Annotated in this window: 27 protein-coding genes and 2 pseudogenes; 21 read left to right on the forward strand and 8 right to left on the reverse strand. The window is 63.3% G+C overall.

Annotation, left to right across the window (positions count from 1 at the left end; all coding sequences use genetic code 11):
- Nucleotides 1-205: 205 nt before the first annotated feature.
- The 4 genes from glpK (at nt 206) to BSG09_RS14485 (ending at nt 4229) form a co-directional block, all read left to right on the forward strand.
- Nucleotides 206-1747 (forward strand): glycerol kinase GlpK, encoded by a 1542-nt coding sequence (glpK, locus tag BSG09_RS14470; protein ID WP_092934338.1) that lies wholly within the window; start codon nt 206-208, stop codon nt 1745-1747.
- A gap of 3 nt (nt 1748-1750) precedes the next feature.
- Complete coding sequence (locus tag BSG09_RS14475; RefSeq protein ID WP_092934340.1) at nt 1751-2824, forward strand: hypothetical protein; 1074 nt, start codon at nt 1751-1753, stop codon at nt 2822-2824.
- Nucleotides 2825-3002: 178 nt separating this feature from the next.
- Entirely contained in the window at nt 3003-3506 is a 504-nt protein-coding gene (locus tag BSG09_RS14480) for a cupin domain-containing protein (RefSeq protein ID WP_092934342.1), read from the forward strand.
- 39 nt (nt 3507-3545) lie between these two features.
- Nucleotides 3546-4229 carry an HAD-IIB family hydrolase gene (locus BSG09_RS14485; RefSeq protein WP_092934344.1) on the forward strand — a complete coding sequence of 228 codons (684 nt, stop codon included), beginning with the start codon at nt 3546-3548 and terminating at the stop codon, nt 4227-4229.
- 1312 nt (nt 4230-5541) lie between these two features.
- Here the strand turns inward: BSG09_RS14485 and BSG09_RS14490 are convergent.
- Nucleotides 5542-5907, reverse strand: coding sequence for a hypothetical protein (locus BSG09_RS14490; protein ID WP_175542211.1), 366 nt, complete (start codon nt 5905-5907; stop codon nt 5542-5544).
- Nucleotides 5908-6144: 237 nt separating this feature from the next.
- Here BSG09_RS14490 and BSG09_RS14495 point away from each other — a divergent pair, with 237 nt between their 5' ends.
- The 5 genes and pseudogenes from BSG09_RS14495 (at nt 6145) to BSG09_RS14515 (ending at nt 11329) form a co-directional block, all read left to right on the forward strand.
- Complete coding sequence (locus BSG09_RS14495; protein WP_092934348.1) at nt 6145-7140, forward strand: phosphate uptake regulator PhoU; 996 nt, start codon at nt 6145-6147, stop codon at nt 7138-7140.
- Nucleotides 7141-7227: 87 nt separating this feature from the next.
- Nucleotides 7228-7410: pseudogene (locus BSG09_RS21750) on the forward strand (RNA-guided endonuclease InsQ/TnpB family protein); the annotation flags it as partial.
- Nucleotides 7411-7562: 152 nt separating this feature from the next.
- A complete protein-coding gene (locus BSG09_RS14505) occupies nt 7563-8837 on the forward strand; it encodes a Single-stranded DNA binding protein (RefSeq protein ID WP_092934350.1) in 1275 nt (424 codons plus the stop codon).
- Nucleotides 8834-10483, forward strand: a complete 1650-nt coding sequence (locus BSG09_RS14510) for an RPA family protein (RefSeq protein WP_092934352.1) — start codon at nt 8834-8836, stop codon at nt 10481-10483. The genes BSG09_RS14505 and BSG09_RS14510 overlap by 4 nt, the downstream gene beginning before the upstream one ends.
- 9 nt (nt 10484-10492) lie before the next feature.
- Nucleotides 10493-11329, forward strand: coding sequence for a metallophosphoesterase (locus tag BSG09_RS14515; protein WP_092934354.1), 837 nt, complete (start codon nt 10493-10495; stop codon nt 11327-11329).
- A 26-nt stretch (nt 11330-11355) separates the two neighbouring features.
- Here the strand turns inward: BSG09_RS14515 and BSG09_RS14520 are convergent, their stop codons facing one another.
- Complete coding sequence (locus BSG09_RS14520) at nt 11356-11667, reverse strand: hypothetical protein (protein WP_092934356.1); 312 nt, start codon at nt 11665-11667, stop codon at nt 11356-11358.
- Between the two features lie 168 nt (nt 11668-11835).
- Between BSG09_RS14520 and BSG09_RS14525 the strand changes: the two genes are divergently transcribed.
- Nucleotides 11836-12069: a helix-turn-helix domain-containing protein gene (locus BSG09_RS14525; protein WP_092934358.1), complete on the forward strand. Its 234-nt coding sequence runs from the start codon at nt 11836-11838 to the stop codon at nt 12067-12069.
- Nucleotides 12070-12177: 108 nt separating this feature from the next.
- Here BSG09_RS14525 and glnA read toward each other — a convergent pair whose 3' ends face one another.
- Nucleotides 12178-13533 (reverse strand): type I glutamate--ammonia ligase, encoded by a 1356-nt coding sequence (glnA, locus tag BSG09_RS14530; protein WP_092934360.1) that lies wholly within the window; start codon nt 13531-13533, stop codon nt 12178-12180.
- 244 nt (nt 13534-13777) lie between these two features.
- Complete coding sequence (locus BSG09_RS14535) at nt 13778-14131, reverse strand: hypothetical protein (RefSeq protein ID WP_092934362.1); 354 nt, start codon at nt 14129-14131, stop codon at nt 13778-13780.
- 203 nt (nt 14132-14334) lie between these two features.
- Between BSG09_RS14535 and BSG09_RS14540 the strand changes: the two genes are divergently transcribed.
- Nucleotides 14335-14685 carry a thioredoxin family protein gene (locus BSG09_RS14540; protein WP_092934364.1) on the forward strand — a complete coding sequence of 117 codons (351 nt, stop codon included), beginning with the start codon at nt 14335-14337 and terminating at the stop codon, nt 14683-14685.
- A gap of 187 nt (nt 14686-14872) precedes the next feature.
- Here the strand turns inward: BSG09_RS14540 and BSG09_RS14545 are convergent, their stop codons facing one another.
- From BSG09_RS14545 to BSG09_RS14560, 4 genes and pseudogenes are all read right to left on the reverse strand, one after another.
- Entirely contained in the window at nt 14873-15199 is a 327-nt protein-coding gene (locus BSG09_RS14545) for a hypothetical protein (RefSeq protein WP_092934366.1), read from the reverse strand.
- 91 nt (nt 15200-15290) lie between these two features.
- A pseudogene (locus BSG09_RS14550) lies at nt 15291-15527 on the reverse strand (hypothetical protein); the annotation flags it as partial.
- Between the two features lie 6 nt (nt 15528-15533).
- Nucleotides 15534-15773 (reverse strand): hypothetical protein, encoded by a 240-nt coding sequence (locus BSG09_RS14555; RefSeq protein WP_092934368.1) that lies wholly within the window; start codon nt 15771-15773, stop codon nt 15534-15536.
- A 380-nt stretch (nt 15774-16153) separates the two neighbouring features.
- Nucleotides 16154-17080 (reverse strand): PGF-CTERM sorting domain-containing protein, encoded by a 927-nt coding sequence (locus BSG09_RS14560; protein WP_092934409.1) that lies wholly within the window; start codon nt 17078-17080, stop codon nt 16154-16156.
- 320 nt (nt 17081-17400) lie between these two features.
- Between BSG09_RS14560 and BSG09_RS14565 the strand changes: the two genes are divergently transcribed.
- The 10 genes from BSG09_RS14565 (at nt 17401) to BSG09_RS14610 (ending at nt 24912) form a co-directional block, all read left to right on the forward strand.
- Nucleotides 17401-17787, forward strand: coding sequence for a DUF5789 family protein (locus BSG09_RS14565; protein WP_092934411.1), 387 nt, complete (start codon nt 17401-17403; stop codon nt 17785-17787).
- Nucleotides 17788-17892: 105 nt separating this feature from the next.
- The gene (locus tag BSG09_RS14570) at nt 17893-18504 is read left to right on the forward strand and encodes a translation initiation factor IF-2 subunit beta (RefSeq protein ID WP_092934370.1); all 612 of its coding nucleotides are present in this window, start codon (nt 17893-17895) and stop codon (nt 18502-18504) included.
- 121 nt (nt 18505-18625) lie between these two features.
- Entirely contained in the window at nt 18626-19258 is a 633-nt protein-coding gene (locus BSG09_RS14575) for an HAD family hydrolase (protein WP_092934372.1), read from the forward strand.
- Between the two features lie 40 nt (nt 19259-19298).
- A complete protein-coding gene (gene cbiB, locus BSG09_RS14580) occupies nt 19299-20264 on the forward strand; it encodes an adenosylcobinamide-phosphate synthase CbiB (protein ID WP_092934374.1) in 966 nt (321 codons plus the stop codon).
- Nucleotide 20265: 1 nt separating this feature from the next.
- The gene (gene cobS / locus BSG09_RS14585; protein ID WP_092934376.1) at nt 20266-21024 is read left to right on the forward strand and encodes an adenosylcobinamide-GDP ribazoletransferase; all 759 of its coding nucleotides are present in this window, start codon (nt 20266-20268) and stop codon (nt 21022-21024) included.
- A complete protein-coding gene (locus BSG09_RS14590) occupies nt 21024-21608 on the forward strand; it encodes an NTP transferase domain-containing protein (RefSeq protein WP_092934413.1) in 585 nt (194 codons plus the stop codon). The genes cobS and BSG09_RS14590 overlap by 1 nt, the downstream gene beginning before the upstream one ends.
- On the forward strand, nt 21609-22622 hold the full coding sequence (cobT, locus tag BSG09_RS14595) for a nicotinate mononucleotide-dependent phosphoribosyltransferase CobT (protein ID WP_092934378.1): 1014 nt from the start codon (nt 21609-21611) through the stop codon (nt 22620-22622). It begins immediately after the preceding gene.
- A complete protein-coding gene (locus BSG09_RS14600) occupies nt 22612-23676 on the forward strand; it encodes a pyridoxal phosphate-dependent aminotransferase (RefSeq protein ID WP_092934380.1) in 1065 nt (354 codons plus the stop codon). The genes cobT and BSG09_RS14600 overlap by 11 nt, the downstream gene beginning before the upstream one ends.
- The gene (locus BSG09_RS14605; RefSeq protein WP_092934382.1) at nt 23669-24463 is read left to right on the forward strand and encodes an adenosylcobinamide amidohydrolase; all 795 of its coding nucleotides are present in this window, start codon (nt 23669-23671) and stop codon (nt 24461-24463) included. Before BSG09_RS14600 ends, BSG09_RS14605 begins: the two co-directional genes overlap by 8 nt.
- Nucleotides 24464-24489: 26 nt before the next feature.
- Nucleotides 24490-24912 (forward strand): hypothetical protein, encoded by a 423-nt coding sequence (locus BSG09_RS14610; protein ID WP_092934384.1) that lies wholly within the window; start codon nt 24490-24492, stop codon nt 24910-24912.
- Nucleotides 24913-24969 lie beyond the last annotated feature (57 nt).

Raw genomic sequence — 24969 nt, forward strand, 5'->3', positions numbered from 1 at the left:
CAGTTGATCGGAACAATATGCAGCGACCGCATGTCGGTTTTCTTCTGATAACAGCGCCTATAGCGTTCATACCTCCCAAATTCTCATACTCTCTTATGTTGGCTATGTTATGAGTTCGGTAACTTTTATAATGATTGTAGGAATTGTTTACCAGTAGAACGCGCCCGTCAGTAAAGACATCGCGCGCGAGTGTGGGATAACACCTATGACAACCAATACCTACGTCGGTGCGGTAGACCAGGGAACGACCGGCACCCGCTTCATCGTCTTCGATCACGAAGGACAGGTCGTCGCGAACGCCTACGAGAAACACGAACAGATCTATCCCGAACCCGGCTGGGTCGAGCACGACCCGACGGAAATCTGGGAGAACACCAAAGCCGTCATCAGACAGGCCCTCGGGCAGGCGGGTATCGGCCCCGATCAGCTCGAGGCCATCGGCGTGACCAACCAGCGAGAGACGACGCTGCTGTGGGATGCAGACACCGGCAACCCCGTCCACAACGCCATCGTCTGGCAGGACCGGCGGACGACCGATCGCGTCGAGCAACTCGAAGAGGAGGGAATGGTCGAGACCATCCGCGACAAAACCGGCCTCGAGGCCGACGCCTACTTCTCGGCGACGAAAGCCGAGTGGCTCCTCGACAACGCCGACCCGATCAAACTCGAGCGCACGCGCCCCGCGGACATCCGCGACCGCGCAGAGCAGGGTGAGGTCCTGTTCGGGACCATCGATACGTGGTTGATATACAACCTCACGGGCAACCACATCACCGAAGTCACGAACGCCTCGCGGACGATGCTCTACAACATCCACGACCTCGCGTGGGACGACGACCTGCTGTCGGAGTTTTCGGTCCCCGAGGCGATGTTGCCCGAGGTCCGTCCCTCGAGCGACGACGCGACGTACGGGTCGACCGATCCCGACGGCTTCCTCGAGGCCGAGGTGCCGGTCGCGGGTGCGCTTGGCGACCAGCAGGCGGCCCTGTTCGGCCAGACCTGTTTCGACGCCGGCGACGCGAAGAACACCTACGGCACCGGCTCGTTCTTCCTGATGAACACCGGCAACGAGGCCGTCGAATCCGACCACGGCCTCCTGACGACGATCGGCTTCCAGCGCGCGGGCGAAGACGTCCAGTACGCACTCGAGGGAGCGATCTTCGTCACCGGCGCGGCGATCGAGTGGCTCGAGGATATGACACTGATCGACGATCCCGCCGAGACGGCGGAACTGGCCCGAAGCGTCGACACGACCGATGGCGTCTACGTCGTCCCCGCGTTTACGGGACTTGGTGCACCCCACTGGGATCAGCGCGCACGCGGCACCATCGTCGGGATGACACGTGGCACCCGCAAAGAACACGTCGTCCGCGCGACCCTCGAGTCGATCGCCTACCAGACCCGCGACGTCGCCGAAGCGATGGAGGCTGACTCGGGGATCGAGATGACGTCGCTGAAAGTCGACGGCGGCGCGGTCAAGAACAACTTCCTCTGTCAGCTCCAGTCGGACATCATCGGCTCGGAGATCGTCCGCCCGGTGGTCGACGAGACGACGGCGCTCGGGTCGGCGTACGCGGCTGGCCTCGCAGTCGGCTACTGGAGTGATCCCGACGAGTTGCGGAGCAACTGGCAGATCGACGCCGAGTTCGAACCCGAGATGGATCCGGACACCGCCGATCGGCGATACGACCGCTGGGATGATGCCGTCGACCGAGCGCGCGACTGGGCGCGGGATAGTGAGGAGTAAGCGATGGTCCAGACGCTGCTTCAGATTCCGGTTATCGGAATGGAGACCGACGCGTTCGTCCTCCTGCTCATTACCGCTCTCGCCGGCGGCGCGTTCGGGGCGGCACTCGGCGCACTGCCGTCGTTTGTCTTTACAGGCTTCGTCGTCTTCCTCGGCGAAGGTATCGCGATCCTTCAGAACGAAGTCGGTGCGGTCGAGGGGATTCCGGCAGCCGAACTCGGCGCTGGCATTACCGGAACGATCGGCTTCGGCGCGGTGACCGGCCCCCATATCGCCTTCGCTGGCGGTGTCGCTGCGACAGCCTACGCCGGCCGGCGGTACCCCGAGATGGAACCCGCCGGCTGGGACTACCACTTCGGAAAGAACATCCTGTACGCCTTCGGGACCAAACCAGACATCCTCGCCGTCGGTGCAGTCTTCGGCGTCGTCGGGATGCTCATCACCCAGGTGCTAAACGGAATCGGCTTCCCGACGGACAACATCGCGCTCTCGGTCGTCGCAACGGCCTTCCTGGCGCGACTCGCCTTCGGCTACCCGCTGGTCGGCAAGGTGGCTGGTTCGAGCATTCTCGATATGTCGCCGTTCGAGCGCGAAGAAAAACGGATGGCTGCCGACGGTGGCACTGAGACCGACCGGTTAGCGACCGAGCCCTGGCTCCCCCACCAGTACGAGTGGTCCGGCGTGGCGACCATCGGCGTCATCGGTGGGATCCTCGGCGGATATATCTGGCTCGAGACCGGGAGCATCTTCTTGGGCTATGCGATTTCCGCGATGAGCCTGCTGTTTCTCAACCTCGGCGTCGAGAAGATTCCGGTCACCCATCACATCACGCTGCTTGGCGCGGTCGGTGCGATCATCGCGATGCCGGCTCTCGGAAGTGAACCGGTTGCACTGCTCGTCGCCGGTGTCTTTGGTGCGATCTCCGGCCTGCTCGCCGAGGTAAGCCAGCGAATCTTCTACTCTCACTCCGGGACACACGTCGACCCGCCAGCGATGGCAATCGCGGAGTTCATGTTCGTTCTCGGGGTGCTCTATCTGCTCGGGCTGCTGCCCAACGCGGGTTACCTCGCGCTCTGAATGCGAGACGGTTCATCCGAGGCCCCTTTCTACTACCTATCTGATAACTACCATACGGCGCTGTTGTCGCCCGCAGCAAGTGATCGATTTGCGGTCGGCAGCTCGACCGCCGTGTCGTTGGACTTCCCTAACCACTCTCACTACTATTTTATCGCACTGTGTGATGTGATACCTAGACATGGATACACAGACAAGTCCAGAAGCGATGCCGACAGTGATGGGCGCGACCGATGGGAAGGCGGTGTGGTCCGTCGGTGTGCTAATGCTCTTCAAGGCCGATGCCGAGCGAACGGACGGCGCGTTCACCTTGCTCGAGCACACTGCTCCCGCCGGCTACGAAACGCCGTACCACGTCCACCACGGCGAAGACGAACTATTCTATATCCTTGACGGTGAGATCGACTGTTACTATGGCGATGACGGCGAGACCGTGAGCCGGGCACGTCCGGGAGAGACAGTGTTCCTCCCTCGAGACGTCCCACACGGCTTCCGTGTCGTCAGCGACGATGCCTGTCGAATGCTCGTCCAGGTGACGCCGGCAGGCCTCGAGGAGTTATTCATCGAGGTCGGTGAGTCGGCGAAGCGACTGGAGACGCCGCCGCAAGCCGAACTGGACACCGCGGCGCTGGCTGAAGCGGCTGCAGCGTATCAACTCGATATTCTTGGACCGCTCCCGGATTGAACCGACCGTTTTAGGTCACCCAGCCCTCGAGTCACGGCTATGACCGCCGATCCGCCCCTCGTGCTCGACGTCGACGGCACCCTGACCCGTCCCCAGGGATGGGGTATCGATCCCCGCGTCTTCGATCCGCTCCGCGAGTGGAACGCACCAGTCGTGATCGCCACCGGGAAGGCCTTTCCCTACCCCGTTGCGCTCTGTCACTTCATCGGCATTCCCGAACTCGTCGTCGCCGAAAACGGCGGCGTCGTCTACACCGGCGACGACGTCTTCTTCACCGCCGACCGTGAGGCCGCCCAGGCCGTCACCGAAGAGTACCGGGCCGCGGGCTACGACCTCGGTTGGGGCGACGAAGACACCGTCAACCGCTGGCGCGAAACCGAGATCGCCGTCAACCTCGAACAGCCCCTCGAGCCGCTGCGCGAGATCGCCGCCAAGCACGGCCTCGAGGTGATCGACACCGGCTACGCCTACCACGTCAAGGACACGAACCCGAACAAGGGGGCGGGACTCGAGACGATCGCCGAGCAGACCAGTATCGATCTCGAGGACTGCGTCGCGATCGGCGATTCGATCAACGACGTTTCGACGTTCGAGGCCGTCGATCGTGGGTTCGCCGTCAACAACGCCGACGAGTCGGCGAAAGCGGCCGCCGACGAGGTACTCGACGAGGTCCACGCCGACGGGACGCTGGCGGTGCTCGAGCGGGTCTGCGGGACAAAGTAACTGTCCTATAGACGCTGTCTGACTCTGTCACCCTGATATCCCAGAACTCAAGGGCGGCGAGGGATTCAATGAAGTCGGCTTAGAGTTCCATCGTAATCTGGTGTGACAAGAGAGCCCAAGTAAGAAGGAAAAATCCAGGTCGTGGGAGAGAGCAGAATTAGAAACACCAGCCAATAGCAGACGTTGACTCCTGCTTACGGTTGATGCTACCGGAGAAATCCAATGTACGATTTCAGAAAATCTCATCCCACTTTTGATCTCCTCAGTAGGAGAATATATGTAACGGGGAACACTCTCACGGCTACTGCAGGGGATTTCTGACGATAAATACTGGAGCGTGTCACAGACCCTTCCTCCCAACTTGACCATCTCGGCCCGTTTGCCTTCTCGCTCGTAGTCAATGATCGCGACGCCAAGCCGAAGGCACAACGCCAAAACTGCCAGATTTCGCTACTGACTTGGATCCGGCATTTCGTCGGGTTGATTCCTCTTAACCCGCCAAGCACGGATGAGTTGGTGACGACTGCTTCCGGACTCCTCTCGATAGTCAATTGTGACCGGTTCGTTGGCATTGAACGCGTCTTGAAGTAGAGAGAACATTGCCCGCGCCGCAGGTAACTTGTCGTTATTCTTCAACGGAAGTCCATACACTCGAGAGCTATCGTTTTCTAAGCCTATGATAACTTCTGCATCGAGTCGGTCATCCGGAGGTCCGTACATCGTCCCTGCTTCGTGAACACGGAAGAAGTTGATCCTTCCAGTTCTCTGTTTTATTTCTGCCATATTAGCCATGGGCCGGCAGTTCGCCAACCCATAGAGGCAATCTGGAGAATTAGTAATAAGTGAGAACGGCCGTTCCAGCTATTAATTTAAAAATATCATGCTAATTCATATTGCATCTCTCTTAATTATAAAATTATATTTGGCATTTTGTCTACGTGAGGGGTATTGCGGTCGGTAATTCTGAACTCCCGATAACCGAGGGGAACTTCAGCCTTCAAGTAAAAGTAAACGGACAGGCGTGGAAAGAGTGTTCTCTCCCACGATATACTGACGATTCTCTTCCAGTTCTCCTTCAAATTGAAGGCTACTGGCCAGACTTCTGGTTTTCATACACTACGGCTGGTGACTGGTAAGCCGACGTGCTCACGGAGCTGTTTCTCAGTTTCGAGACGAACAATCAGTACAGCTGTAACACCCGGAGAACTGGTTCCAAGCCATCTCAATGCCGGCCTCCTCTTCGCAGTAGATCCAGGGGTACAATGACTGGGTCGGCACTCGTCGCGAAAACCGACTGTTCGAGTTCTTGATCTTAGCTTTCGTCGGCGCTCGAATCACCATCGCCAGCTGTGTCGGTGCTCTCGTCGGTTTCCTCGTCGACCGACGACTGGACATCGTCGATGTCGATAGGCGTGCCGAGTTCGTCCGTGTTGATCGCCTGCTCGAGCGTTTCTGTATCGGTCACCGCCTGCAGTCCCTGCTCGTCGACCGCGGACTGGATCTCCCCGGCGTCGATCGCCGAGTCGACTGTCTCGTCGTTCGTCGACGATTTCAGCGCTCGCCGGACGACAATGTATCCAGCCAGCGCCGCCCCGCCGGAGGCGATCGCCCCCGGAACTCCGTATCGCCTGTAGCCGAACGTGGCTGCCTTCTTGCCGATAGTATACGCTCCGATCATGGCCAACGGTTGTACTGGGACGCGCAAGAGAGCGAGGCTTTCGTACGGAAGCGAGGAGAAATCTCGGCACTCGCATACGCTCTATATAGCTATCAGATATTTTATGAACGTGATTGTGTGGCGTAGAGACGCATTCGAAAGCGTATCGAGCAGCCCATCGAGTCGAATTGAGGGTGCATCTCGGCAACACTCTATAGATTTGCCCATATTTATATTCGATCGGTCGAATCCCGCTATATGGAGACGCGAAAGGTCCAGGTGACGGGTGGATCGACCTACACCGTCTCGCTACCAAAGACGTGGGCGACCAAAAACAACGTCAGCGCCGGCACGACCGTGGAGTTCTACCCCGAAGGCGACGCGCTGTTGCTAACACCCCAGAGCGAAACCGAACGGCAGGAGGGGACCCTCGACATCTCGAGTCTCGAGGGTGAGCGGTTGACGCGGGCCGTGATGACGATGTACGTCAGCGGGTTCGACATCATTCGACTCGAGGCGGGTCGGATCACGACCGATCAGCGCCGGGCGATCCGCGGTGCGACGCAGGGGCTGGTCGGCGTCGAAGTCTTAGAGGAGACGACCGACAGCGTGGTCATTCAGGACTTACTCGATTCCTCGGAGCTGTCGATCGTCAACGCCGTCACGCGGATGCGTCTGATCTCCCAGTCGATGCTCGAGGATGCCGTCATCGCGTTGATCGAGGACGACGACGACATCGCACACGACGTGATCGAACGCGACGACGACATCGACCGGCTCTGGCTCGTCGTCTCGCGGATCTTCCGGGCGACGCTTCGCTCCCCGCGAGCGGCCGAAGAACTCGGCGTTCCCCGCGAGGACTGTTTCGACCTCCACTCGAGTGCCCGCCAACTCGAGCGCGTCGCCGACCACGCCGCCAAGATTAGCAATCTTGCGCTCAAACTCGACGAGATTCCCGCGGACGTCGCTGAGGCGCTCGAGGGCCTCCACGAGGACGCAGCAACGATCCTGGAGAAATCGATGGACGCGCTGTTCGCCGAGGAGACCGACGAGGCGAACCGGCTCGGGCACAGTGCTCGCGAGGCCGTCCTCGAGATCGACCAACACACCCGCCAGATCGACGATATGCTTCGGGAACTCGACCCGGTGCAGGCCCAGTCGCTCGGGTTGATCGTCGACTCACTGTCCAGAAGCGCCGACTACGGCGGCAATATCGCCGAGACGGCACTCCAGAAGGCCGCACCGCGGCCCTGACGCCCGCTTGACTGCTCGTCGCTGTTCACAGGCGGTACGAGGCGGATGCCCCGACCCTTGAGGTCGGGGAGGAAGCCGACACTCGATGAAACGTGTGGGTACGAGGTGAACGTGGATTACAACGCAGCGAAGAACATCGCGAATCGGTATTGCGGGTATATTCATCGCGGGCAGAAGTCTCGCGGTGGATGGGCTACCAGTCAGCTAGCCCTCAAGTCAGGGACGTTGAACGTGAACGGCGACTACACGCCTACCGAATTACTCGGGTAGAACGGGAGTTCACTGACAAGCCTCGGGGTCGTTCGGAAGATATTCGATCTTCCGTGATGACGAGACGCCGGAGGCGTCTCGAACCACTTGACCCCGAGGCGGTTGACCCTCCTGCGGGAACGCTTTTTAAGCCCCACCTCGAAAGGAAAACGATGGAACTCGACGAGCGTGCCGAGGATCTCGCCTCCGACCTCGGTGTCGACAAAGAGGAGGTCAAAGCTGACCTGCAGAATCTAGTGGAGTACAGCGTCCCGATCGACGAGGCAGTGCAGAGCCTCCGACGGAAGTACGGCGATGGAGCAAGTGGCGGAAGCGAAACACCATCGTCGAAAGACGTTGCGGAGATCACGCCCGAGGATAGTTCGGTCACCGTCACCGGCATCGTCCTGACGGCCGGCAAACGATCGATCCGCTATCAGGGCTCCGATCACGTCATCGTCGAAGGTCGACTGGCTGATGAGACCGGTACCATCGACTACACCGCGTGGGAGGACTTCGGCCTCTCACCGGGCGAGACGATCACTGCGGGCAACGCTGGCGTCCGCGAGTGGGACGGCGAACCCGAACTCAACCTCGGTGAGAGCACCTCGCTTTCCTTCCTTGAGGAGTCGCTCGAGGTCCCCGACCAGATCGGCGGCGACGCCCAACTGGCCGACCTGCAGACGGGCGATCGCGCCGTCACTATCGAGGTGTCCGTCCTCGAGTGCGAGCGCAAGACGATCGACGGCCGCGACGGCGAGACGGACATCCTGAGCGGTGTTTTCGGCGACGAGAGCGGCCGGCTCCCCTTTACGAACTGGGAGCCAGCGCCCGAAATCGAAGAGGGCGGCTCGGTTCGCATCGAAAACGCCTACGTCCAGGAGTTCCGTGGCGTCCCCGAAGTCAACGTCTCCGAGTTCTCGACGGTAACTGCACTCGAGCGCGAGATCGACGTCGGCAGCGACACCGCGACGATGGATATCGGCGACGCGGTCGCGACCGGCGGAGTCTACGACGTCGAAGTCGTGGGCAACCTGCTGGCGGTTCGTGACGGTTCCGGGCTGATCCAGCGCTGTCCGGAGTGTTACCGAGTTATCCAGAAAGGACAGTGTCGCACCCACGGCGACGTCGACGGTATCGACGACCTGCGCGTCAAGGCGATCCTCGACGATGGGACTGGTGCTGTCACGGTCGTCCTCGACGACGAACTGACCGCACGGGTCTATGGCGGAACCTTAGAAGACGCCTTAGAACAGGCCCGCGAAGCCATGGATCAGGAGGTCGTCGCCGAGACGATCCGCGAGCGCATCGTCGGCCGCGAGTACCGCGTGCGCGGACATCTCTCGGTTGACGAATACGGGGCGAATCTCGATGCCGAGATATTCGAAGAGAGCGACGACGATCCGGCCGCACGTGCGACGGCCTTCCTCGAGGAGGTGGACGCATGAGCGCGAACGGCAACGGGAACGGCGACGAGATTCCCGGACGGGAAATCGCTTACCGCCTGTTCGCGGCCGAGTACGATGACGCCTCGCTTTCGTATGCCGAAAGCGACGAGGAACGCGCGCCGAACTACGTCATCTCGCCGACCGGCGCGCGGCTCAATCGCGTGTTCGTCGTCGGGACGCTCACCGAGGTCACGTCGGTCAATGACGAGATGGTCCGTGCTCGCATCGTCGACCCGACCGGCGCGTTCGTCGTCTACGCCGGCCAGTACCAACCCGACGAACTGGCCTTCCTCGAGCAAGCAACACCCCCTGCCTTCGTCGCGGTGACGGGCAAGGCTCGGACCTTCCAGCCCGACGATTCTGACCAGGTCTACACCTCGATCCGGCCCGAGAGCATCGCGGCGGTCGACGCCGACACCCGCGACCGCTGGGTCGTCAGCGCGGCCGAGCGGACGCTCGAGCGCGTCGGCACCGCTGCTAGGGCAGCCGAACTCGATGTCGAGGGCGACGCCCTGGCAGACACCCTCCGCGAGGCTGGCGTCGAATCCGGCCTTGCAGCCGGGATCCCGCTCGCACAGGACCACTACGGCACGACGCCGTCGTATCTTGCGGCGCTTCGTGACTGTGCACTCGAGGCGGTCGAAGTCGTCGCGGGCGAACGCGACCAGGTAAGCGGCCTCGATCTCGTCCCCGACGCAACGAGCCCGGACTCCGACGCGACGGCGGCGTCGCTTGCTGACCTCGCCGGTCTCGAGCTCGACGCGCTTGATGCCAGCGTCGAACCCGAGCCTGCCACGCCGTCCGACGACCGATCGGCGGAACCGGTTGCGGCGACGGCCGGCGATACGGCGGATGCGGGTGCCGGGTCCGCGGCCGGCACGGCGACGAGTACGCCTTCGGAGACGGCAGCTCTCGAGCCCGATCTCGAACCCGAAACCGAGACGGTCGACGCCGACAGCGAGGCAGCCGTTGACGAGACCGCCGAGCCGGAGACCGAGCCCGAATCGATGGCCAGTGAGCCAGCGAGCGACGAACCAGCGGAGATCGATGCCATAGCCGCCGACACGCTCGAGACCGAGGACGAAGGCGACGACACGACGGACGACCTCGGTGACTTCGACGCCGGCGACGTCGACGACGGGATGTACGAGATGGACGAGGCGGAACGCGAACAGCTCGAAGAAGAGTTTGGCGCGGAGTTTACGACCGGGAGCGAGGTCGACGATCCCGGCGAGGCCGATATCGAGGTCCCCGATCCGGACGACACTGACGACGCACTCGTTGAGGAATCAGCAACGGAGGACGCCACCGAACAGGACAGCGAGATCGGCGCAGCGCCCGAGTCCGGCCTCGACACAGCGGAGTCCGACGAATCGGAACCCGAGACCGAGGAACCGGAACCCGCCGCGGACACAGACGACGCTGCGAGCGACGACGAACCAGCCGCCGACGTCGACCTCGAGGACTACGTCGTCGAGACGATGGAGGAACTCGACGACGGCGACGGTGCCGACCGAACCGCGGTGATCGAGACGGTCGTCGACGACACTGGCGTTCCTGCCGACGAGGTCGAAGACGCGATTCAGGACGCGCTGATGGGCGGGCAGTGTTACGAACCCGACGACGAGACGCTGAAAGCGATCTGATCGACCGCGATGCGAGGCGATTCAGCTCGTTCCGATCCGGGGGGTGTGCCGCCGCCCGCACACGTCGAACCCGTCCCCGGTGAACCGGCCGCGACCGCCACGATCGCGGGCGAGCGCGCGTTACTCGTCGCCGACTACCACGCCGGCTACGAGGCCGGCCTGCGATACGACCGCGGCGTCGCGGTTCCAAATCATGCGGCCGACCGCCGGGAGCGATTGCTGGCGCTGTGTGACCGCACCCAGCCCGATCGGCTTGTCGTCCTCGGCGACCTCATGCACTCGATCGGAGACCCGGGTGGGGCCGAACGCGGCGAGCTCGAGGTGTTGTTCGAATCGTTCCCGGCCGACCTCGCGGTGACAGTCGTCAAGGGCAACCACGACGGGCGCATCGAAACCTGGCTCGACGAGAGCGACGAAATCGACGCGACGGTCGACATCGTCCCCGGCGGAGGGATCGCCCTCGGCAACCTCGGCGTCTGCCACGGCCATACCTGGCCCGATCCGGCGGTCCTCGAGACCGAGGTCATCTGTCTAGGCCACGAACACCCCTGCGTGCGGCTCACGGACGACGTCGGCGGGAGCCGCGTCGAGCGTGCGTGGCTTCGCGGTCGGCTCGAGCCCGAGCCGTTTCGCAACCGGCCCGAGTACGAGGGCGTGTCGTGGCTCGTAGCAGAGCCGGACCCACCGCGCGTGGTCGTCATGCCCGCGTTCAACGACCTCGTCGGTGGGACGTGGATCAACGTGGCTGGCCAGTCGTTTCTCTCGCCGTTTCTGCCCGCGGGGTTGGCTGACGGCGAGGCGTACCTGCTCGATGGAACGCGACTCGGCGCGTACGAGTCGGTTTGACGGCGCGGTCGATCAGCCGATAGAAACTACCGTCGTACCGTTTCCGACCGAATCTCGTCGCCGTCACGCCACTGATAATAGTAGTACTCGGTTCCCGCGATCTCCGTCACCGAGACTGTCGCTCGTTCCGGGACACCGTCGGGATACGTCTCCGGCTCGAGACCGTCTGCAGATGACGCGTCCTCGCCGTCGTGCTGGTCTTTCCACGCGGCCAGCGTTTCGAGATAGGAACTCACGGCACGCAGCGTCGCTTCGTCTTGTGCGATGAGTTCGTCGCGCGTCTCGTCGCTTACGCTGTCCAGTTCCGGCGGCGGAGTCGGTCGCTCGTCCGGAGTCATATCTCCTGCTGGGAGCGGGAGGCCCGTAAAACGTCGTTTTTGCGTTGTGGGCGGGTCGCTCGACGCAGTTTGTTACTCGATGGCACAACACATATAAAGTCATAATATTCACTAGTACCCCAACTACGTGCAAGTTTATATACAAGAACGTGGCCCGTTCTGTCGACAATGACGTCACAAACGCACCATCCTGCGACGCAGATCGGTCCAGTTCCGGACAACCTCGAGTCAGCCCGCGCGAAACTCGTGTATATCTATCTCGAAGCTAGCGGCGGGGCAACGGCCGACGAACTCGGCGAGTTCCTCTCGATGAAACAGATCAACACCCTGAGTGTGCTCAACTCGCTGTCGAAGAACGGCTACGTCGAGCAGTCGGGATCGGAGTACGTCGTCGCGAACTGATCGCCGAGACGTGGCGTGGGAGACGCGGGGGTCGTCGCTCGTTCTGTCGTGTGATCACCACTCGTCGGAAGCCGTGTCGCCGCTCGACGCGCAGAAACGCGGGCGGTCTCAGAACGTCTCGAGGTAGCGGTCGAGTTCCCACTGGGAGACGTCGATGAGGTACTCCTCGAACTCCTGGCGTTTGGCCTCGACGAACTTGGCGGCGACGTGATCGCCGAGTGCGCTGTAGATCACCTCGTCTTCCTCCAAAGCGTCGACGGCGTCGCCGAGATTAGACGGGAGCGTGTCGATCCCGTACTCCTCGCGTTTCTGTTCGTCGAAGTCGTAGATGTTCTCGCGAACCGGATCGGGACACTCGAGGTCGCGCTCGATGCCGTCGAGACCGGCGTGGATCATGACCGCGAGCGCGAGGTAGGGGTTACACGATGGGTCGGGCGAGCGCAGTTCGACACGTGAGGCGGCGGGGACACGGGCCGCTGGCTTGCGGATCAGCGCCGAGCGGTTGCGGTCGGACCAGGCGACGTAGACCGGTGCCTCGTAGCCCGGCACCAGCCGCTTGTAGCTGTTGACGGTGGGGTTTGCGACCGCCGTGATCGCTGGTGCGTGCTCTAAGATGCCGGCGATGAAGGCGTGGGCTGTCTCCGAGAGGTCGAACTCGTCGTCCGGATCGTGGAAGGCGTTCTCGCCGTCCTCGGTGAACAGCGAAAGGTGGGTATGCATCCCCGAACCGTTGATCTTCGGGATCGGTTTGGGCATGAACGTCGCGTGCTGGTCGTGCTGGGCAGCGATCGCACGGACAACGGTGCGGAAAGTGCCGACGTTGTCGGCCGTCGTCAGGGCGTCGTCGTACTCGAAGTTGATCTCGTGTTGGCCTTCGGCGACCTCGTGGTGGCTGGCTTCGATCTCGAAGCCCATCTCCTCGAGACCATAGATAATGTCCCGGCGGACATCCGAGGCGAGGTCCTTGGGTGCGAGATCGAAGTAGCCACCGTAGTCGCCGGTTACCGTCGTCGCACGGCCCTCCTCGTCTTCCTCGAAGAGGAAGAACTCCGGTTCGGGGGCGGCGTTGACCGTATAGCCCAGCTCGTCGGCGCGCTCTAAGGCGTTTTTGAGGACGCGACGCGGGTCACCCTCGAACGGCTCGCCCGTCGAGGTGTCGATAACGTCACAGATCATCCGGGCCGATGCGCCGTCCTCGTGGTTTTGCCACGGGAGGATTGCGAAGGTGTCGGGATCGGGCTTGAGCCGCATGTCCGATTCCTGAATGCGAACGAATCCCTCGATCGAGGAGCCGTCGAAGTAGATCCCCTCGGTAAACGCCTTCTCGGTCTGTCGAGCCGGCACGGAGACGTTCTTGACGGTTCCGAGAATGTCGGTAAACTGCAATCGGAGGAAGTCGATGTCTTGCTCCTCGATCTCGTCTAGTACGCTCGTTTCCGCAGCAGTTAAGTTTCCGTTCGTCATCTTTTGCTCGAGTCAAAGAACGGATTCTACTATTAAAGCTCTGCTGTTGTGGGCGAATATACGCAAATAGCTGAAAAAGTAGTCATACGTAGCGTATATTATGATGTTGGTCGAGAGATAGTTGATACTGGCTGAAAGCGGTCGAGAAAACTGGACAAACGTGTGCCATTCGATCGACAGGACGACTCATCTGATACTCATCTTCGCTCGAGGCCGCGGTTCGATCGTCGGGTTCCGGTCTCGGTCACTGGATCTCGGAATAGGGCTGTGAGCCGGCGGCTGCAAACTCGGTCAGTGCCGTCAGGTTCGAGAGGCTGGCAGTGATCGATGCCCGCCAAACCGTTGCTGACGCACGGAGTGTGCGTTGCCACGCGACGAACGGTCCCGACAACGCGCGGGGTGGTGCGATCTCGTTCGGCCGTGGGCGCTTGGCGAGCGTGGTCTCACATTCGGGGCAGACGTACGCGAGAGACTTTCCTCGTGGGCGCAACTGCCAGTCGCCGTCGATGGTACTCGTGTGATCACACTCCCAGCAGAACAGCGTTGCTTTCCGCTGGGTCGGCGTCCCGCCATCGTGGCCAGTTGCGGATCGGATCATCGAACGCGAGTACAGGCCCCACCCATAAAGATACAGCCGGTCAGCAGTTCACGTAATCATATCTTTCAGTGAATATTCGCTCTGATACCGTCAACTGATTCGAAACATAAATTGTGTTACCATGTACCGATTTACGGACGAAATTCGGTTCGACACCAACGCACGGCGTCACAGGTTTCCGTGATGGGGCGCTATGTCTCTCTATGACTTCGCCCAACAAGCCACGTCAGCTCGAGACCGGCGACGAACTCGACGAGTTCGTCGCGACACACGACGTTGCACTCGTCGAATTTTACACCAGCGGGTGTGCGATGTGTCAGGCGATGGAACCGGTACTGGGGAACGTCGCCCGTGCGACGGACATCGCAATCGGGATGGTCAACCCCCGCGACGACGCCGACCTCGTCGGCCGCTTCAACGTCCAGTCGGTGCCGCTGTTGGTCTTGTTCGAGGACGGAATGGAAACCGCGCGACTGGCGGACGGATTCCAGGGTGGCGACGCCGTCACTGACTTTCTGGCAACGAACGTCCCGGACGCCGTCGACGCAAGCTGACGTCACCGCTCGCTTGGACGTCCCCGATCGCCCGGTTTCGGCTGAGCCACACGACGCTGGCACAACATCGAGCGAAGCCGCGACACGTTGGATCGAACGGCTCTGCGGCCTCGCTGGCCGGTGAGCGACCGGGCGCGTGCCAGCCCACCGTGGGTGCGTGTAAGCGAACTACTGTTTGTCTCGGTCCTTACTCGTCTGGTTCGAGTTCGCTCGGGTCGAGCTCGCCGTCGAGATACTGTTCGCCTCGTTCGGATACCTCGTAGACGCCGGTCATGGGATTGTTCAGAAGGCCGTACTTGGTCAGCTCTCGACACCGGTAGGCACCGAAGTTGCCCGGACAGAGTCCCGCCTCGTCAAGCTGGGAGGGTTCGAAGGCGTCTTCGGATTGCAGGAACTCGAGGATCGGTTTGTCTGCGGGATCCATCCACTCGGCGTCCGTTTCCTGTTCCGCTTCGTTCTCGGATTCGGTCTCGGCTGCCGGTTCGTCCGACGTATCGGTCGTGGACTCGTCCATAGAGAACCCATTGCTCTCCTCGGAGGAATGTGTTTCTGAAACAGCCGCGAGCAGCACCGGGAACCACCGCGACGGGGAGCACAACTGACGGTCACTGCCGCCGTTCGTATGGCAGCCCGTCGATCGACGTTGCTATGGGCTCCTGCGTCGGCACACCGTAGTCGACGTGTACGTTCGGGATCGTCGCCGGTTCCTGCCCTGTGATACCGCGGTCGACGAACGTGACAGCAGTCAGGTCGCCGGTAAACCGGAACGTCACGGTTTCGGTCTCGATCGTCTCGTCGACGGTCAGTTCGAACCTCGAGGGCGACCCCTGTCCACTGATCGACTCGTTTCAGCTGTGACTCTCGTCGGTGTCCTCGAGAAGACCGAGTTCGGTGGCGACGAGATCTGCGATTTGATCGGCGATATCGGGATCGACCTCAGCGACGTCGTCACCGTCGTGGAGTTGCTCGTTGTGTCGCTCGACCGCGTCGGCTACGTCTGCAAGCGGGATACGGGAGGTCGTCTCGCAGGCAGCGCAGACGATCGGGACACGCGGGCCGGCCTCGTCGGCGTCGTTCGTATTCGCCATTTGCTGGGAGTCTCGCGCCGATCGTCAAAATCTAATTGATTCGACGCTCGTGTGTCGACCGCGGTATCGAGCTGTGACGCTCCAGATCAGCCATACCCCTGTCATTACAAACATATGTTAGAAGCAACGAATTTGCGCCCGTGTTCATCGCTCTCCGCCGATTTCGGCCAGCAGTATTATAGTGATACAATCGAATTATCAGTCAGACGGGGGTACGACAATCTGTTGGTGGGCTCTCCTACCTGATCCGTTCGCCCCGTCACCACATGCGAGGAGCTCCATGGTTCCGGGCTACATCTGTAGCCATTCCCTGTCTTTTGTCCCGACATCACGTTCGTCGGTGAGCCGTCACAGCGTCTCGAGCCGGGTGGCCGTTTGCGTTAGCTGCGATAGCGTGCGAAGACGGCAACTGACAGTGCGATGATGGCCGTGAGCACGCCGAATCCGGGCATCATATCGTCCGCATTGGCTGATTCATCGTCGTCATCAGTCGTCTGTGAGTCGGTCGGGTCGGTTGAGTTCGACTCGGTTGGATCAAACCGCTCGTCGGCCGGTGCGTCGAGTTGGAGGACGACGACGACCTGCGCGTGGGTCATGTTCTCGGCCGCGTCGTAGGTCCAGCCACCGCCCGCTTCGTCGTACGGTTCCGCAGCGTCGATCGGATCGATGTCCGTCTCCCAGCCGTCTCCCTTTGGAACCTGCTGGATGTAGCCGACGACGTCGATCCGGTCGGCGTACTCGCCACTGATCTGGGCTTCACCGTACGTGAGCGTCGCGTCTTCGGCGTTTCCGTGGAACTCGAGGCAGTGTGCGTCCATGTAGCCATCACCCTGTGCGACGTCCGGACTCGTCCCGAACTGGTCGCCGTCGAGCGGGAACTCGTAGTGTTCGTCCATCGGGAACTCGACGGTCATCGGGTCGGCCTCGGAGTGCCACGTCGTCGCGCCACCGGTCGGGATCGTCACCGTCGTGTTCGGTACCGACTCACCGATGACTGGATCGCCGTTCTCGTTGAGCAACGTGACGCACATTTTTCCGGACCCTTCACCGAGGTACGGCTCTCGATACTCGTCGCGCGGGTTCTCGTAGCTGACCCAGCTCCCGTCGTCGGCCGCCGCCTCGAAGTACGGATCACCCCGCTCCGGCGCGGGCTGGACGTACGCTTCCTCTGACACTGTTTCGTTCCCGTCAGGCTGGGCACTAACAGCCCCGGTCGCAGCGAGCCCGACGATCACGCCTAAGGCGACTCCGAGTGCGAGCAGTCGTCGGCCGGCGGACGCTGCTCGAGGTTGATTACGTCCCGCCATGGTCATACCTCATCTCCAGCGATGCCTGCTGTGAAGTCGATCACATATCTGTTCGACCGCAATGACTGTCTTGATGGGATACCGGTCATCGGACTGACGTACCGGATAGTATGCCCTATATATGAGTCGCCTATACCGAGGGTAAGCGGGGTCTACGTGGAGTAGGTGCCGTCTAAACGGCTGTTTCAGAACCGTCAGTGTTCGATACGGACGCAGTTCACAGCACCGTCTTCTGTGGATTGCACGCGATGGACCGGCATAGCTGGGTCCACGCGAGCGCCGGCCAGCCGCTTTTCCGATCGGTCACGATACCACCACCGGTGAGCAACGAGCACCCGGATCGCGACCGCGTTCAGAATCGTGCCGAACAGCGCCAAGCCGACCGGGCCGATCACACCGAATCGATCTTCGATGCTGTCGAACGCGACCTCGGCGACCTCGAGTATCCGGTCACCAGCGAAGAACTCGCCACGGAGTACGCCACTGAGCCGATCGACATCCCAAGCGAGACGGAGTCGATCGGCAGCGTCTTCGATCGACTGGTGGACGAGCAGTACGACTCACCCGCGGCGGTTCGCGAAGCCGCCTATGGCGAACTCACCGGCGAGGCTGACAGCCCCAACGAGGCCAACCTCGAGCGCGACCTCGACGAACTGGACGACGAGAACGCGGGGTCGGTCAGCGAGCGTGGCGGCGACACGGACTAGTCTGGCGGGCTAGCGGTCACGTCTCCACGATGCGATTGATCGTCATTCCGAGAGACTGATCGTGATAGCAGAACGGATTTACGTCCCGGTCACCACCTCTCGTGTATGGATTACGAATCGAGTCTCGACCGTGCGATGGAGGACGTCCCCGATATCGGGGGCGACGAAGAGCGACTTCAGATCCCCGATCCAGAGACACAGAAAGACGGCGCGTTCACACGCGTGAAGAACTTGGACGAGATCGCCGACGTGCTCTCGCGGGAGACCGAACACCTCCACCGGTTCATCCAGCGCGAAATGGGAACCAGCGGCAAACTCGAGAACGGCCGCGGCCGGTACAACGGGACCTTCTCCCAGAAGGACTTCGACGCGGCGATCGACGCCTACGTCGACGAGTACGTCCTCTGTTCGGAGTGTGGGCTGCCGGACACCCGCCTCGTACGCGAAGACCGCACACCGATGCTGCGCTGTGACGCCTGTGGGGCGTTCCGCCCGGTCACCAAACGGTCGACCAGCAGCCAGCAGCAACAACAGCAGGATGCCGTCGAGGAGGGCAAGACCTACACGGTTGAAATCACTGGCACCGGCCGTAAGGGCGACGGTGTCGCCGAGAAGGGCAACTACACGATCTTCGTTCCCGGTGCCGACGAGGGCGACGTCGTCGACATCTACATCAAGAACATTTCGGGCAACCTGGCGTTCGCCCGCCTCGACTGAAGCGAATTGCGCTGCCGAGTGAGTGGCGGATCGACCGCGCTTCGAATCGTTCTCGCCGACGCTGTCGCGCCGTCGCCCGCGGACCGCGAAATTAAAGTCAGCTTGTCCTAGTCACACTACCGTGGGAGTATCGTTCGACCTCTTCGGGACGCTCGTGACCGCCGATCGACCGGCCGACCCGGCCGCAGCCGTCGCAACGGAACTCGAGAACCGCGACGTCGCGGTCCCCAACGACTGGGCCGACGCCTACGCCGAAGCCCACGTCGACGCACCCGACGGCGCGGAAGTACCGCTGCCGGCACACGTCTCGCGTGCACTCGCGAGCCGCGGTGTCGACTACAATCACAACGCGGCGAGACGCGCGGTCGTCGCGGCGTTCGATCCGACCGTCGAGACCAGACCGGGTGCGCTCGAGGCGGTTGACGCCGCTCGAGAGCACGGGCCAGTCGCGATCTGTTCGAACTGTAGCGTCCCCGAACTGGTCGGCCGGACGCTCGTCCGCTCGGATTTCGCGCGCGACGACTTCGATGCGATCGTCACGAGCGTCGGCTGTGGCTGGCGCAAGCCTGCCCCCAAGATCTTCGAACTGACAGCCGAGGAACTCGGCGTCGTCCCCGATGAGTTGATCCACGTCGGTGACGAGCCCCAGGCAGACGGCGGAATCGAAGCCGTTGGGGGAACGGCGCTGCTCCTCGAGGACACCTCACTCACGGACGTGCCGACGCGGCTGGCGACGCTTGCAGCGCAGTCATGAGCATGCGAACACCGGCTGGCGGTGTGGCGGTGATGCCGTCGTGCTGACGGCGCTTGCGGTTATCGGGCTGGCGGTCAGCCTGGATCTGCTCGTCGGCGAACCGCCGACCCCCGCCCATCCGGTGGCGTGGTTCGGCCGACTCGTTGGCGCGCTCGACCGAGAGTGGACCGTGACCGAACGTGGCCAGCGACTGGCCGGCGTCGGCATCGCTGCACTCGCCCCGCTCGTCCCCGCCGCCGTCGCCGGTGGGGCCGTTCTCGCCGCGACGGCAGTTCATCCGCTGGCCGGCGGCATCGTCGCCGCCGTCGTCCTTTTTCTGACGATCAGCATCCGCTCGCTGCTCGAGCTGACCCAAACTGTCGTCGCGGCCACTGACGGCGACCTCGCGGACGCTCGCACGCAGGTCCGGGGATTGGTCGGCCGGGACGCGTCGACGCTATCGGCCGGCGAACTTCGGAGCGCCGCCGTCGAAAGCGCTGCCGAGAACCTCGCCGACGGGCTGGTCGCGACGGTACTCCCGTTTGCCGTCCTCGCACCGGCCTCGCTACCGGCTGCCGCGGCGATTGCCGCGTGGGTCAAAGGCATCAACACGCTCGATTCGATGCTCGGCTACCCCTCGAAACCGGTCGGCACCGCGAGCGCGCGTCTGGACGATCTGGTGATGTTCCTCCCTGCCCGAGTCGCGGCGGTCGCGATCGCCATCGCCGCGGCCGATCCGCTTGCGCTTGCCCGTGCTCGAGCATGGGCGCAGGTGCCGCCGTCGCCCAACTCCGGCTGGCCGATGGCGACGCTCGCCTGTGTGCTGGCGATCCGCCTCGAGAAGCCGGGCGTCTACGTCCTCAACTCCGACGCCGACCTGCCGACGCTGGCCGACGGCGAGCGAGGCGTCTCGCTCGTTGGCCGGGCGGCCGGCGTTTCGATCGTCATCGCTACCGGCTTCGTCGTGTTCGTGTCGACGGGGCTGGGACTCGAGTCGAGTCCGCTCGTGGAGGTGTTTCTGACATAGTATGATCGGCCGTTGGCTCGGGGCCGTCCGCGGGGCACTCGGCTTTCTCACACGGCTTCCGGTCGGCTTCCGAGACGGTGATTGGGATGCGTTCCGGGCGACGCCGGCGGCGTTCCCGATCGTTGGGCTCGTCGCTGGCGCGCTGGCGGCGGTTCCGCTACTCGCTACGGAGACGCTTACAGCCCCGACCGTCGCGCTTGGCTACCTGCTTTCGGTGTACGCTGTGATGGGGATCCATCATCTCGATGGCGTCGCGGATCTGGGTGATGCGCTGGTCGTCCACGGCGGTCAGGAGCGCCGCCGTGAGGTGCTCAAAGACACCACGACCGGCGTCGGCGCACTGCTGTCGGTGTCAATCACCGTCGCTGCGCTGGCGCTTGGCGGTCTCGGGCTGGCGGGCCTCCCTGTTCGCGCGGCGATTGCCATCGCGGTTGGTGCCGAAGTCGGGACGAAACTCGGGATGGCCGCGCTGGCCTGTTTCGGCACCGCAGTCACCGAGGGCATGGGGAAGCAGTTCACCGACGGAGCCACCGCCAGGTCGTTCCTCGCGCCCGCAGCGATCGCCGTCGCGACGGTTGTCGTCCCGCAGCCATCGCTTGGTGCAGTCGCTCTCTGTGGGGCCGTCGCTGGCGTTGGCCTCCCCTGGTACTGGGCGAACCGCCAGCTCGGGGGGATCAACGGCGATATTTTCGGTGCAGCCAACGAGATCGGCCGCATTGCCGGGATCCATCTGGGGGTGATCGCATGGACGCTCTCGTGATGTGTGGCGGGAAAGGGACGCGCCTCGAGAGTGCCCACGAGAAACCCCTTCACCCGATCGCCGGGACGCCGATGGTCGATCGAGTCCTGTCGGGCCTTGCAGCCAGTCGACTCGAGACGATTTATGCCGCCGTCTCACCGAACGCACCGGAGACGCGAGCGCATCTCGAGGCGGTCGGCAGCGTGACGACGGTTGAGACGGCCGGTGAGGGCTACGTGGCCGATTTGATGAGTCTCCTCGAGCGACCCGCCCTCTCACCGCCGCTGCTCACTGTTGCTGCGGATCTCCCGTTGCTCGAGGCCCCCGTTATCGATCGCGTGCTCGCGGCCCACGGCGATAGCGACGCCTCGCGGACCGTCTGTGTCCCCGTCGCGCTCAAGCGCCGGCTCGGCGTCAGCATCGACACGCGACTCGAGTCAGCGGACCACCTCGCGCCGACCGGGGTCAACGTCGTCGGCACTGCATCCGATTCCACATCCATGATCGACGTACACTACGACGCGCGACTTGCAATGAACGTGAACCGGCTCGAAGACGCTCGTCTCGCGGCTGATCGGCTGTCCCGGTCGGCGGAGGGCCGCTAGATGCGGGTCCTCCTCGCCGCCGGAACGACCGAGACGGCGCTGATCGACGGCATCAGTGCTGCCGGGGCCGCCTCCGAGCTGATGGCGCATACGCCCTCGGCGGACGTCGAAATCCTCACCTACGGCGAACCGACCGTGTCGCCGGTGACGCCGGTAAGTCCGACCGGCTGTCCGACGCCTGCGGCCGTGACCCGCGCAGTCCGAGAAGTCGTCGGCTTCGACCTGTCCGTGATCGATGCGGGACTTGCCAAGTCGACGGCCGCGCCGACGGTCGACCTTGGCGTTCAGCCGGGCGTCGACGTCCGTGAGTCGGCAGCCGTCCCCGACGCGAACGCCACGTTCGACCGCGCCTACGACTACGGCGCGAGCCTGCCGGACGACGAGGTCATGATCGGCGAGACGGTCCCCGGCGGGACGACCACTGCACTCGGCGTCCTCACCGCGCTCGGCGAGCCAGCCGCCGTCTCCTCGTCGCTGCCCGAGAACCCGATCGAGCGCAAGCGTCAGGTCGTCGACGAGGCGCTGGCCGAAAGCGACCTCGAAGCCGGCGACTGCAACAGCGCGCCAGTCGAGGCCATCGAAGCCGTCGGCGACCCCGTCCAGCCGACAGTGACCGGAATTGCAGCCGGCGCGCTCGAGTCAGGGACCGACGTGACGCTGGCCGGTGGCACCCAGATGGTGGCCGTCGCGGCCCTGTTGCGCCATGCCGGGGTCGACGCGGACCTATCGATCGCGACCACCTCATTCGTCGCCGACGAGCAGGGTGACCGACTCGCCGAGACCTGCGACCGCCTCAACTGTGAGCTTACTGTGACCGATCCCGGCTTCGACGAGAGCGACCACGTCGCCATGGAACGCTACTGCGCCGGCGAAGCCAAGGAAGGCGTCGGGATGGGCGGCGCGCTCTCGATGGTTCCCGACGGCCAGATGAGCGAGGTCAGAGACCGACTCGAGACAGTCTGTGACCGGCTGGGCATCGAAAACGACGCCGCAGAGGGAAACAGTGGACCCTGACGCGATCCGCGCCGGCTCGCGGGTGCCCCATGGCGGCGAACCCGACCGCGACGTGCTGGACTTCTCGGCGAACACCAACCCTCGGACGCCAGACGGGGTCGGGGACGTGTATACCGCCGCACTCGAGGAATCACGGCGCTATCCGGACGACGACTATCTCGAGTACCGGGCGGCGGCAGCGTCGTTCGTCGGCTGCGAGCCCGAGCAGGTGATCCCGACGCCCGGTGGACTCGCCGCGATCCGGCTGGCAATGGAGCAGGCGCTCGAGCCCGGCGACGAGGCGCTGGTGCCCTACCCGAGTTTCGGCGAGTACGCCCGCGAAGTCCGGCTGCAGGGGGCGACGCCGCGATTCGTTCGCTACGACGAACTACACGAACTCGGCCCCTCAGTGCTCGAGCCATGTGCGCTTGCGATAGTCTGTACGCCGAACAACCCGACTGGCGACGCAATCGCGCCGGACGCACTCGAGACGCTCGTCGATCGGTGTGGGGCCGCCGACACGACCCTGCTGGTCGACGAGGCGTTTCTCGGTTTCACCGACCGGCCATCCGCGGCCGAACTGGGCCGTGACCACGTTATTGTCGCCCGTTCGCTGACCAAACTGTTCGGCCTGCCGGGACTCCGCGCGGGCTTTGCCGTTGCACGCGGTGAGCGGCGGGATGCGCTTGCGACCGCCCGCCGTGCGTGGTCGCTCGGGACGCCGGCCGCTCGCGTCGGCGCACACTGTCTCCGACAGGACGAGTTCGTCCGCGAGACCCGCGAGCACGTCGAACGTGAGCGCGAGCGGATGTGCGAGGCGCTCGAGCAACGATTCGACGTCCACGACTCGGATGCACCTTATCTCCTCTGTGACGTCGGTGACCGCGACGTGGCGACGGTGATCGCCGACGCACGAGCGGCTGGCGTGGCGATCCGGGACGCGACGACGTTCCGCGCGCTCGATTCACACGTTCGTGTCGCGGTCAAGGATCGTGCGGCCAACGACCGACTGCTGGGCGCGTTGGGCGTCGGCGACGCTGACGAGGGGACAGTCGAACCCCACGAAGATGACTGACGCTGAGTCAGCCTACCGCGCGATCCGACGGGACGGCGTCTTGCAGGTCAGCCGACCGAAGACGGAATGGCTGTCGACCGGTTGGAACGGCGGCCGCTGTACGGCTGACTGCGTGTACAACGTCTCTGTCCCCGATGAGTGGGAGCGAACCGATCTCGGTTCGTACGTCGACGAACGCCTCGAGCGTGCGGGATTCGAACCAACAGCCGCGGACGCAACCGGGCCAGCGCTGCTGACCGGCGTGGACATCGACGACGCTCGCGGTGCGCGCTGTGGCCCCGTTACGGCCTACGCAACTGCCGGGGTGTCGAACCCTGCCGCGTTGCCAATGGAGTCCGGGGCCGACACTGGTTCGGATGAGACCGTAGGTGACGACGTGGTGTCCGACCTCAAGCCCGGCCGCGGCACCGTTAACGTCATCGTCGGGACGACGCGGGCGCTCGCACCCGGCGCGCTGGCGAACCTGATCGCAGTCGTCGCGGAGGCGAAGGCAACGACACTGCTCGCCGAAACCGGCTTTCCGGGGACGACCACGGACGCGGTCGTCGTCGGCCACGACCCGGCTGGCCCGCCCGCTGACTTTTCGGGCAGCGGGACCGAGGTCGGCGCGGCGACGCGTGCCTGTGTGCGGGACGCGCTTCGGGAAGCGCTGCGTGTCCATTACACTGACAGCGACGTTACCTGTCCGGACTCGGTTTCGGACGCAGTCTACGGCGTGTCGACTGATACTCGAGCCGAGGTCTTCTGCCCACCAGCCGCGGACGAAGCGGTCGAACCGGAGTCTTAACCCATCCTACCACCTACCCCTTTCCGATGGTAGGAGACGACGATCCGACAGCGATCCGCTCACTTGCGCTGTCGCCAGCAGACGCCACCGACGCCTACGTCTACAGTCAGGAAAATCCCGGGGAGGCCGTCCTCCGCGCGACGCCGCCGTTTCACGGCCGAATGCGCGCCCGGATTCATGTCTATCACGTCGACGACACCGAACTGACCGGCGCGGTCCACGTCTCGCCCGCTGCACTCATCGCAGACGACATCGTCGCCGACTATCCCGACCTCGAGTCCGCACTCGCCGACGCGGATGCCGACCCGGACACGGCCGACGAAATTCGCGAACGTCACGCTGAGGCCGTCGAGAAGTGGCAACAGCGCGCCCGCGAGTCGATCGTCGACAGCGTCACGCTCGAGACCCCCGACGGCCCCCACCGCGTCGCGGTCAAGACGCTCGGCTAGAACTCGAGCCAAAGCCAAACCGGTATCACTAATTCTCCGGACTCGAGAGCGCCGATA

Source organism: Natrinema hispanicum (assembly GCF_900111485.1).
GTDB classification, from domain to species: domain Archaea; phylum Halobacteriota; class Halobacteria; order Halobacteriales; family Natrialbaceae; genus Natrinema; species Natrinema hispanicum_A.

What these genes read in the sequence shown, in the direction of transcription:
- glpK (WP_092934338.1), top strand. Translation starts at nt 206, where the DNA reads ATGACAACCAATACCTACGTCGGTGCGGTAGACCAGGGAACGACCGGC.
- BSG09_RS14475 (WP_092934340.1), top strand. Translation starts at nt 1,751, where the DNA reads ATGGTCCAGACGCTGCTTCAGATTCCGGTTATCGGAATGGAGACCGAC.
- BSG09_RS14480 (WP_092934342.1), top strand. Translation starts at nt 3,003, where the DNA reads ATGGATACACAGACAAGTCCAGAAGCGATGCCGACAGTGATGGGCGCG.
- BSG09_RS14485 (WP_092934344.1), top strand. Translation starts at nt 3,546, where the DNA reads ATGACCGCCGATCCGCCCCTCGTGCTCGACGTCGACGGCACCCTGACC.
- BSG09_RS14490 (WP_175542211.1), bottom strand. Translation starts at nt 5,907, where the DNA reads ATGATCGGAGCGTATACTATCGGCAAGAAGGCAGCCACGTTCGGCTAC.
- BSG09_RS14495 (WP_092934348.1), top strand. Translation starts at nt 6,145, where the DNA reads ATGGAGACGCGAAAGGTCCAGGTGACGGGTGGATCGACCTACACCGTC.
- BSG09_RS14505 (WP_092934350.1), top strand. Translation starts at nt 7,563, where the DNA reads ATGGAACTCGACGAGCGTGCCGAGGATCTCGCCTCCGACCTCGGTGTC.
- BSG09_RS14510 (WP_092934352.1), top strand. Translation starts at nt 8,834, where the DNA reads ATGAGCGCGAACGGCAACGGGAACGGCGACGAGATTCCCGGACGGGAA.
- BSG09_RS14515 (WP_092934354.1), top strand. Translation starts at nt 10,493, where the DNA reads ATGCGAGGCGATTCAGCTCGTTCCGATCCGGGGGGTGTGCCGCCGCCC.
- BSG09_RS14520 (WP_092934356.1), bottom strand. Translation starts at nt 11,667, where the DNA reads ATGACTCCGGACGAGCGACCGACTCCGCCGCCGGAACTGGACAGCGTA.
- BSG09_RS14525 (WP_092934358.1), top strand. Translation starts at nt 11,836, where the DNA reads ATGACGTCACAAACGCACCATCCTGCGACGCAGATCGGTCCAGTTCCG.
- glnA (WP_092934360.1), bottom strand. Translation starts at nt 13,533, where the DNA reads ATGACGAACGGAAACTTAACTGCTGCGGAAACGAGCGTACTAGACGAG.
- BSG09_RS14535 (WP_092934362.1), bottom strand. Translation starts at nt 14,131, where the DNA reads ATGATCCGATCCGCAACTGGCCACGATGGCGGGACGCCGACCCAGCGG.
- BSG09_RS14540 (WP_092934364.1), top strand. Translation starts at nt 14,335, where the DNA reads ATGACTTCGCCCAACAAGCCACGTCAGCTCGAGACCGGCGACGAACTC.
- BSG09_RS14545 (WP_092934366.1), bottom strand. Translation starts at nt 15,199, where the DNA reads ATGGACGAGTCCACGACCGATACGTCGGACGAACCGGCAGCCGAGACC.
- BSG09_RS14555 (WP_092934368.1), bottom strand. Translation starts at nt 15,773, where the DNA reads ATGGCGAATACGAACGACGCCGACGAGGCCGGCCCGCGTGTCCCGATC.
- BSG09_RS14560 (WP_092934409.1), bottom strand. Translation starts at nt 17,080, where the DNA reads ATGGCGGGACGTAATCAACCTCGAGCAGCGTCCGCCGGCCGACGACTG.
- BSG09_RS14570 (WP_092934370.1), top strand. Translation starts at nt 17,893, where the DNA reads ATGGATTACGAATCGAGTCTCGACCGTGCGATGGAGGACGTCCCCGAT.
- cobS (WP_092934376.1), top strand. Translation starts at nt 20,266, where the DNA reads ATGATCGGCCGTTGGCTCGGGGCCGTCCGCGGGGCACTCGGCTTTCTC.
- BSG09_RS14590 (WP_092934413.1), top strand. Translation starts at nt 21,024, where the DNA reads ATGTGTGGCGGGAAAGGGACGCGCCTCGAGAGTGCCCACGAGAAACCC.
- cobT (WP_092934378.1), top strand. Translation starts at nt 21,609, where the DNA reads ATGCGGGTCCTCCTCGCCGCCGGAACGACCGAGACGGCGCTGATCGAC.
- BSG09_RS14605 (WP_092934382.1), top strand. Translation starts at nt 23,669, where the DNA reads ATGACTGACGCTGAGTCAGCCTACCGCGCGATCCGACGGGACGGCGTC.
- BSG09_RS14610 (WP_092934384.1), top strand. Translation starts at nt 24,490, where the DNA reads ATGGTAGGAGACGACGATCCGACAGCGATCCGCTCACTTGCGCTGTCG.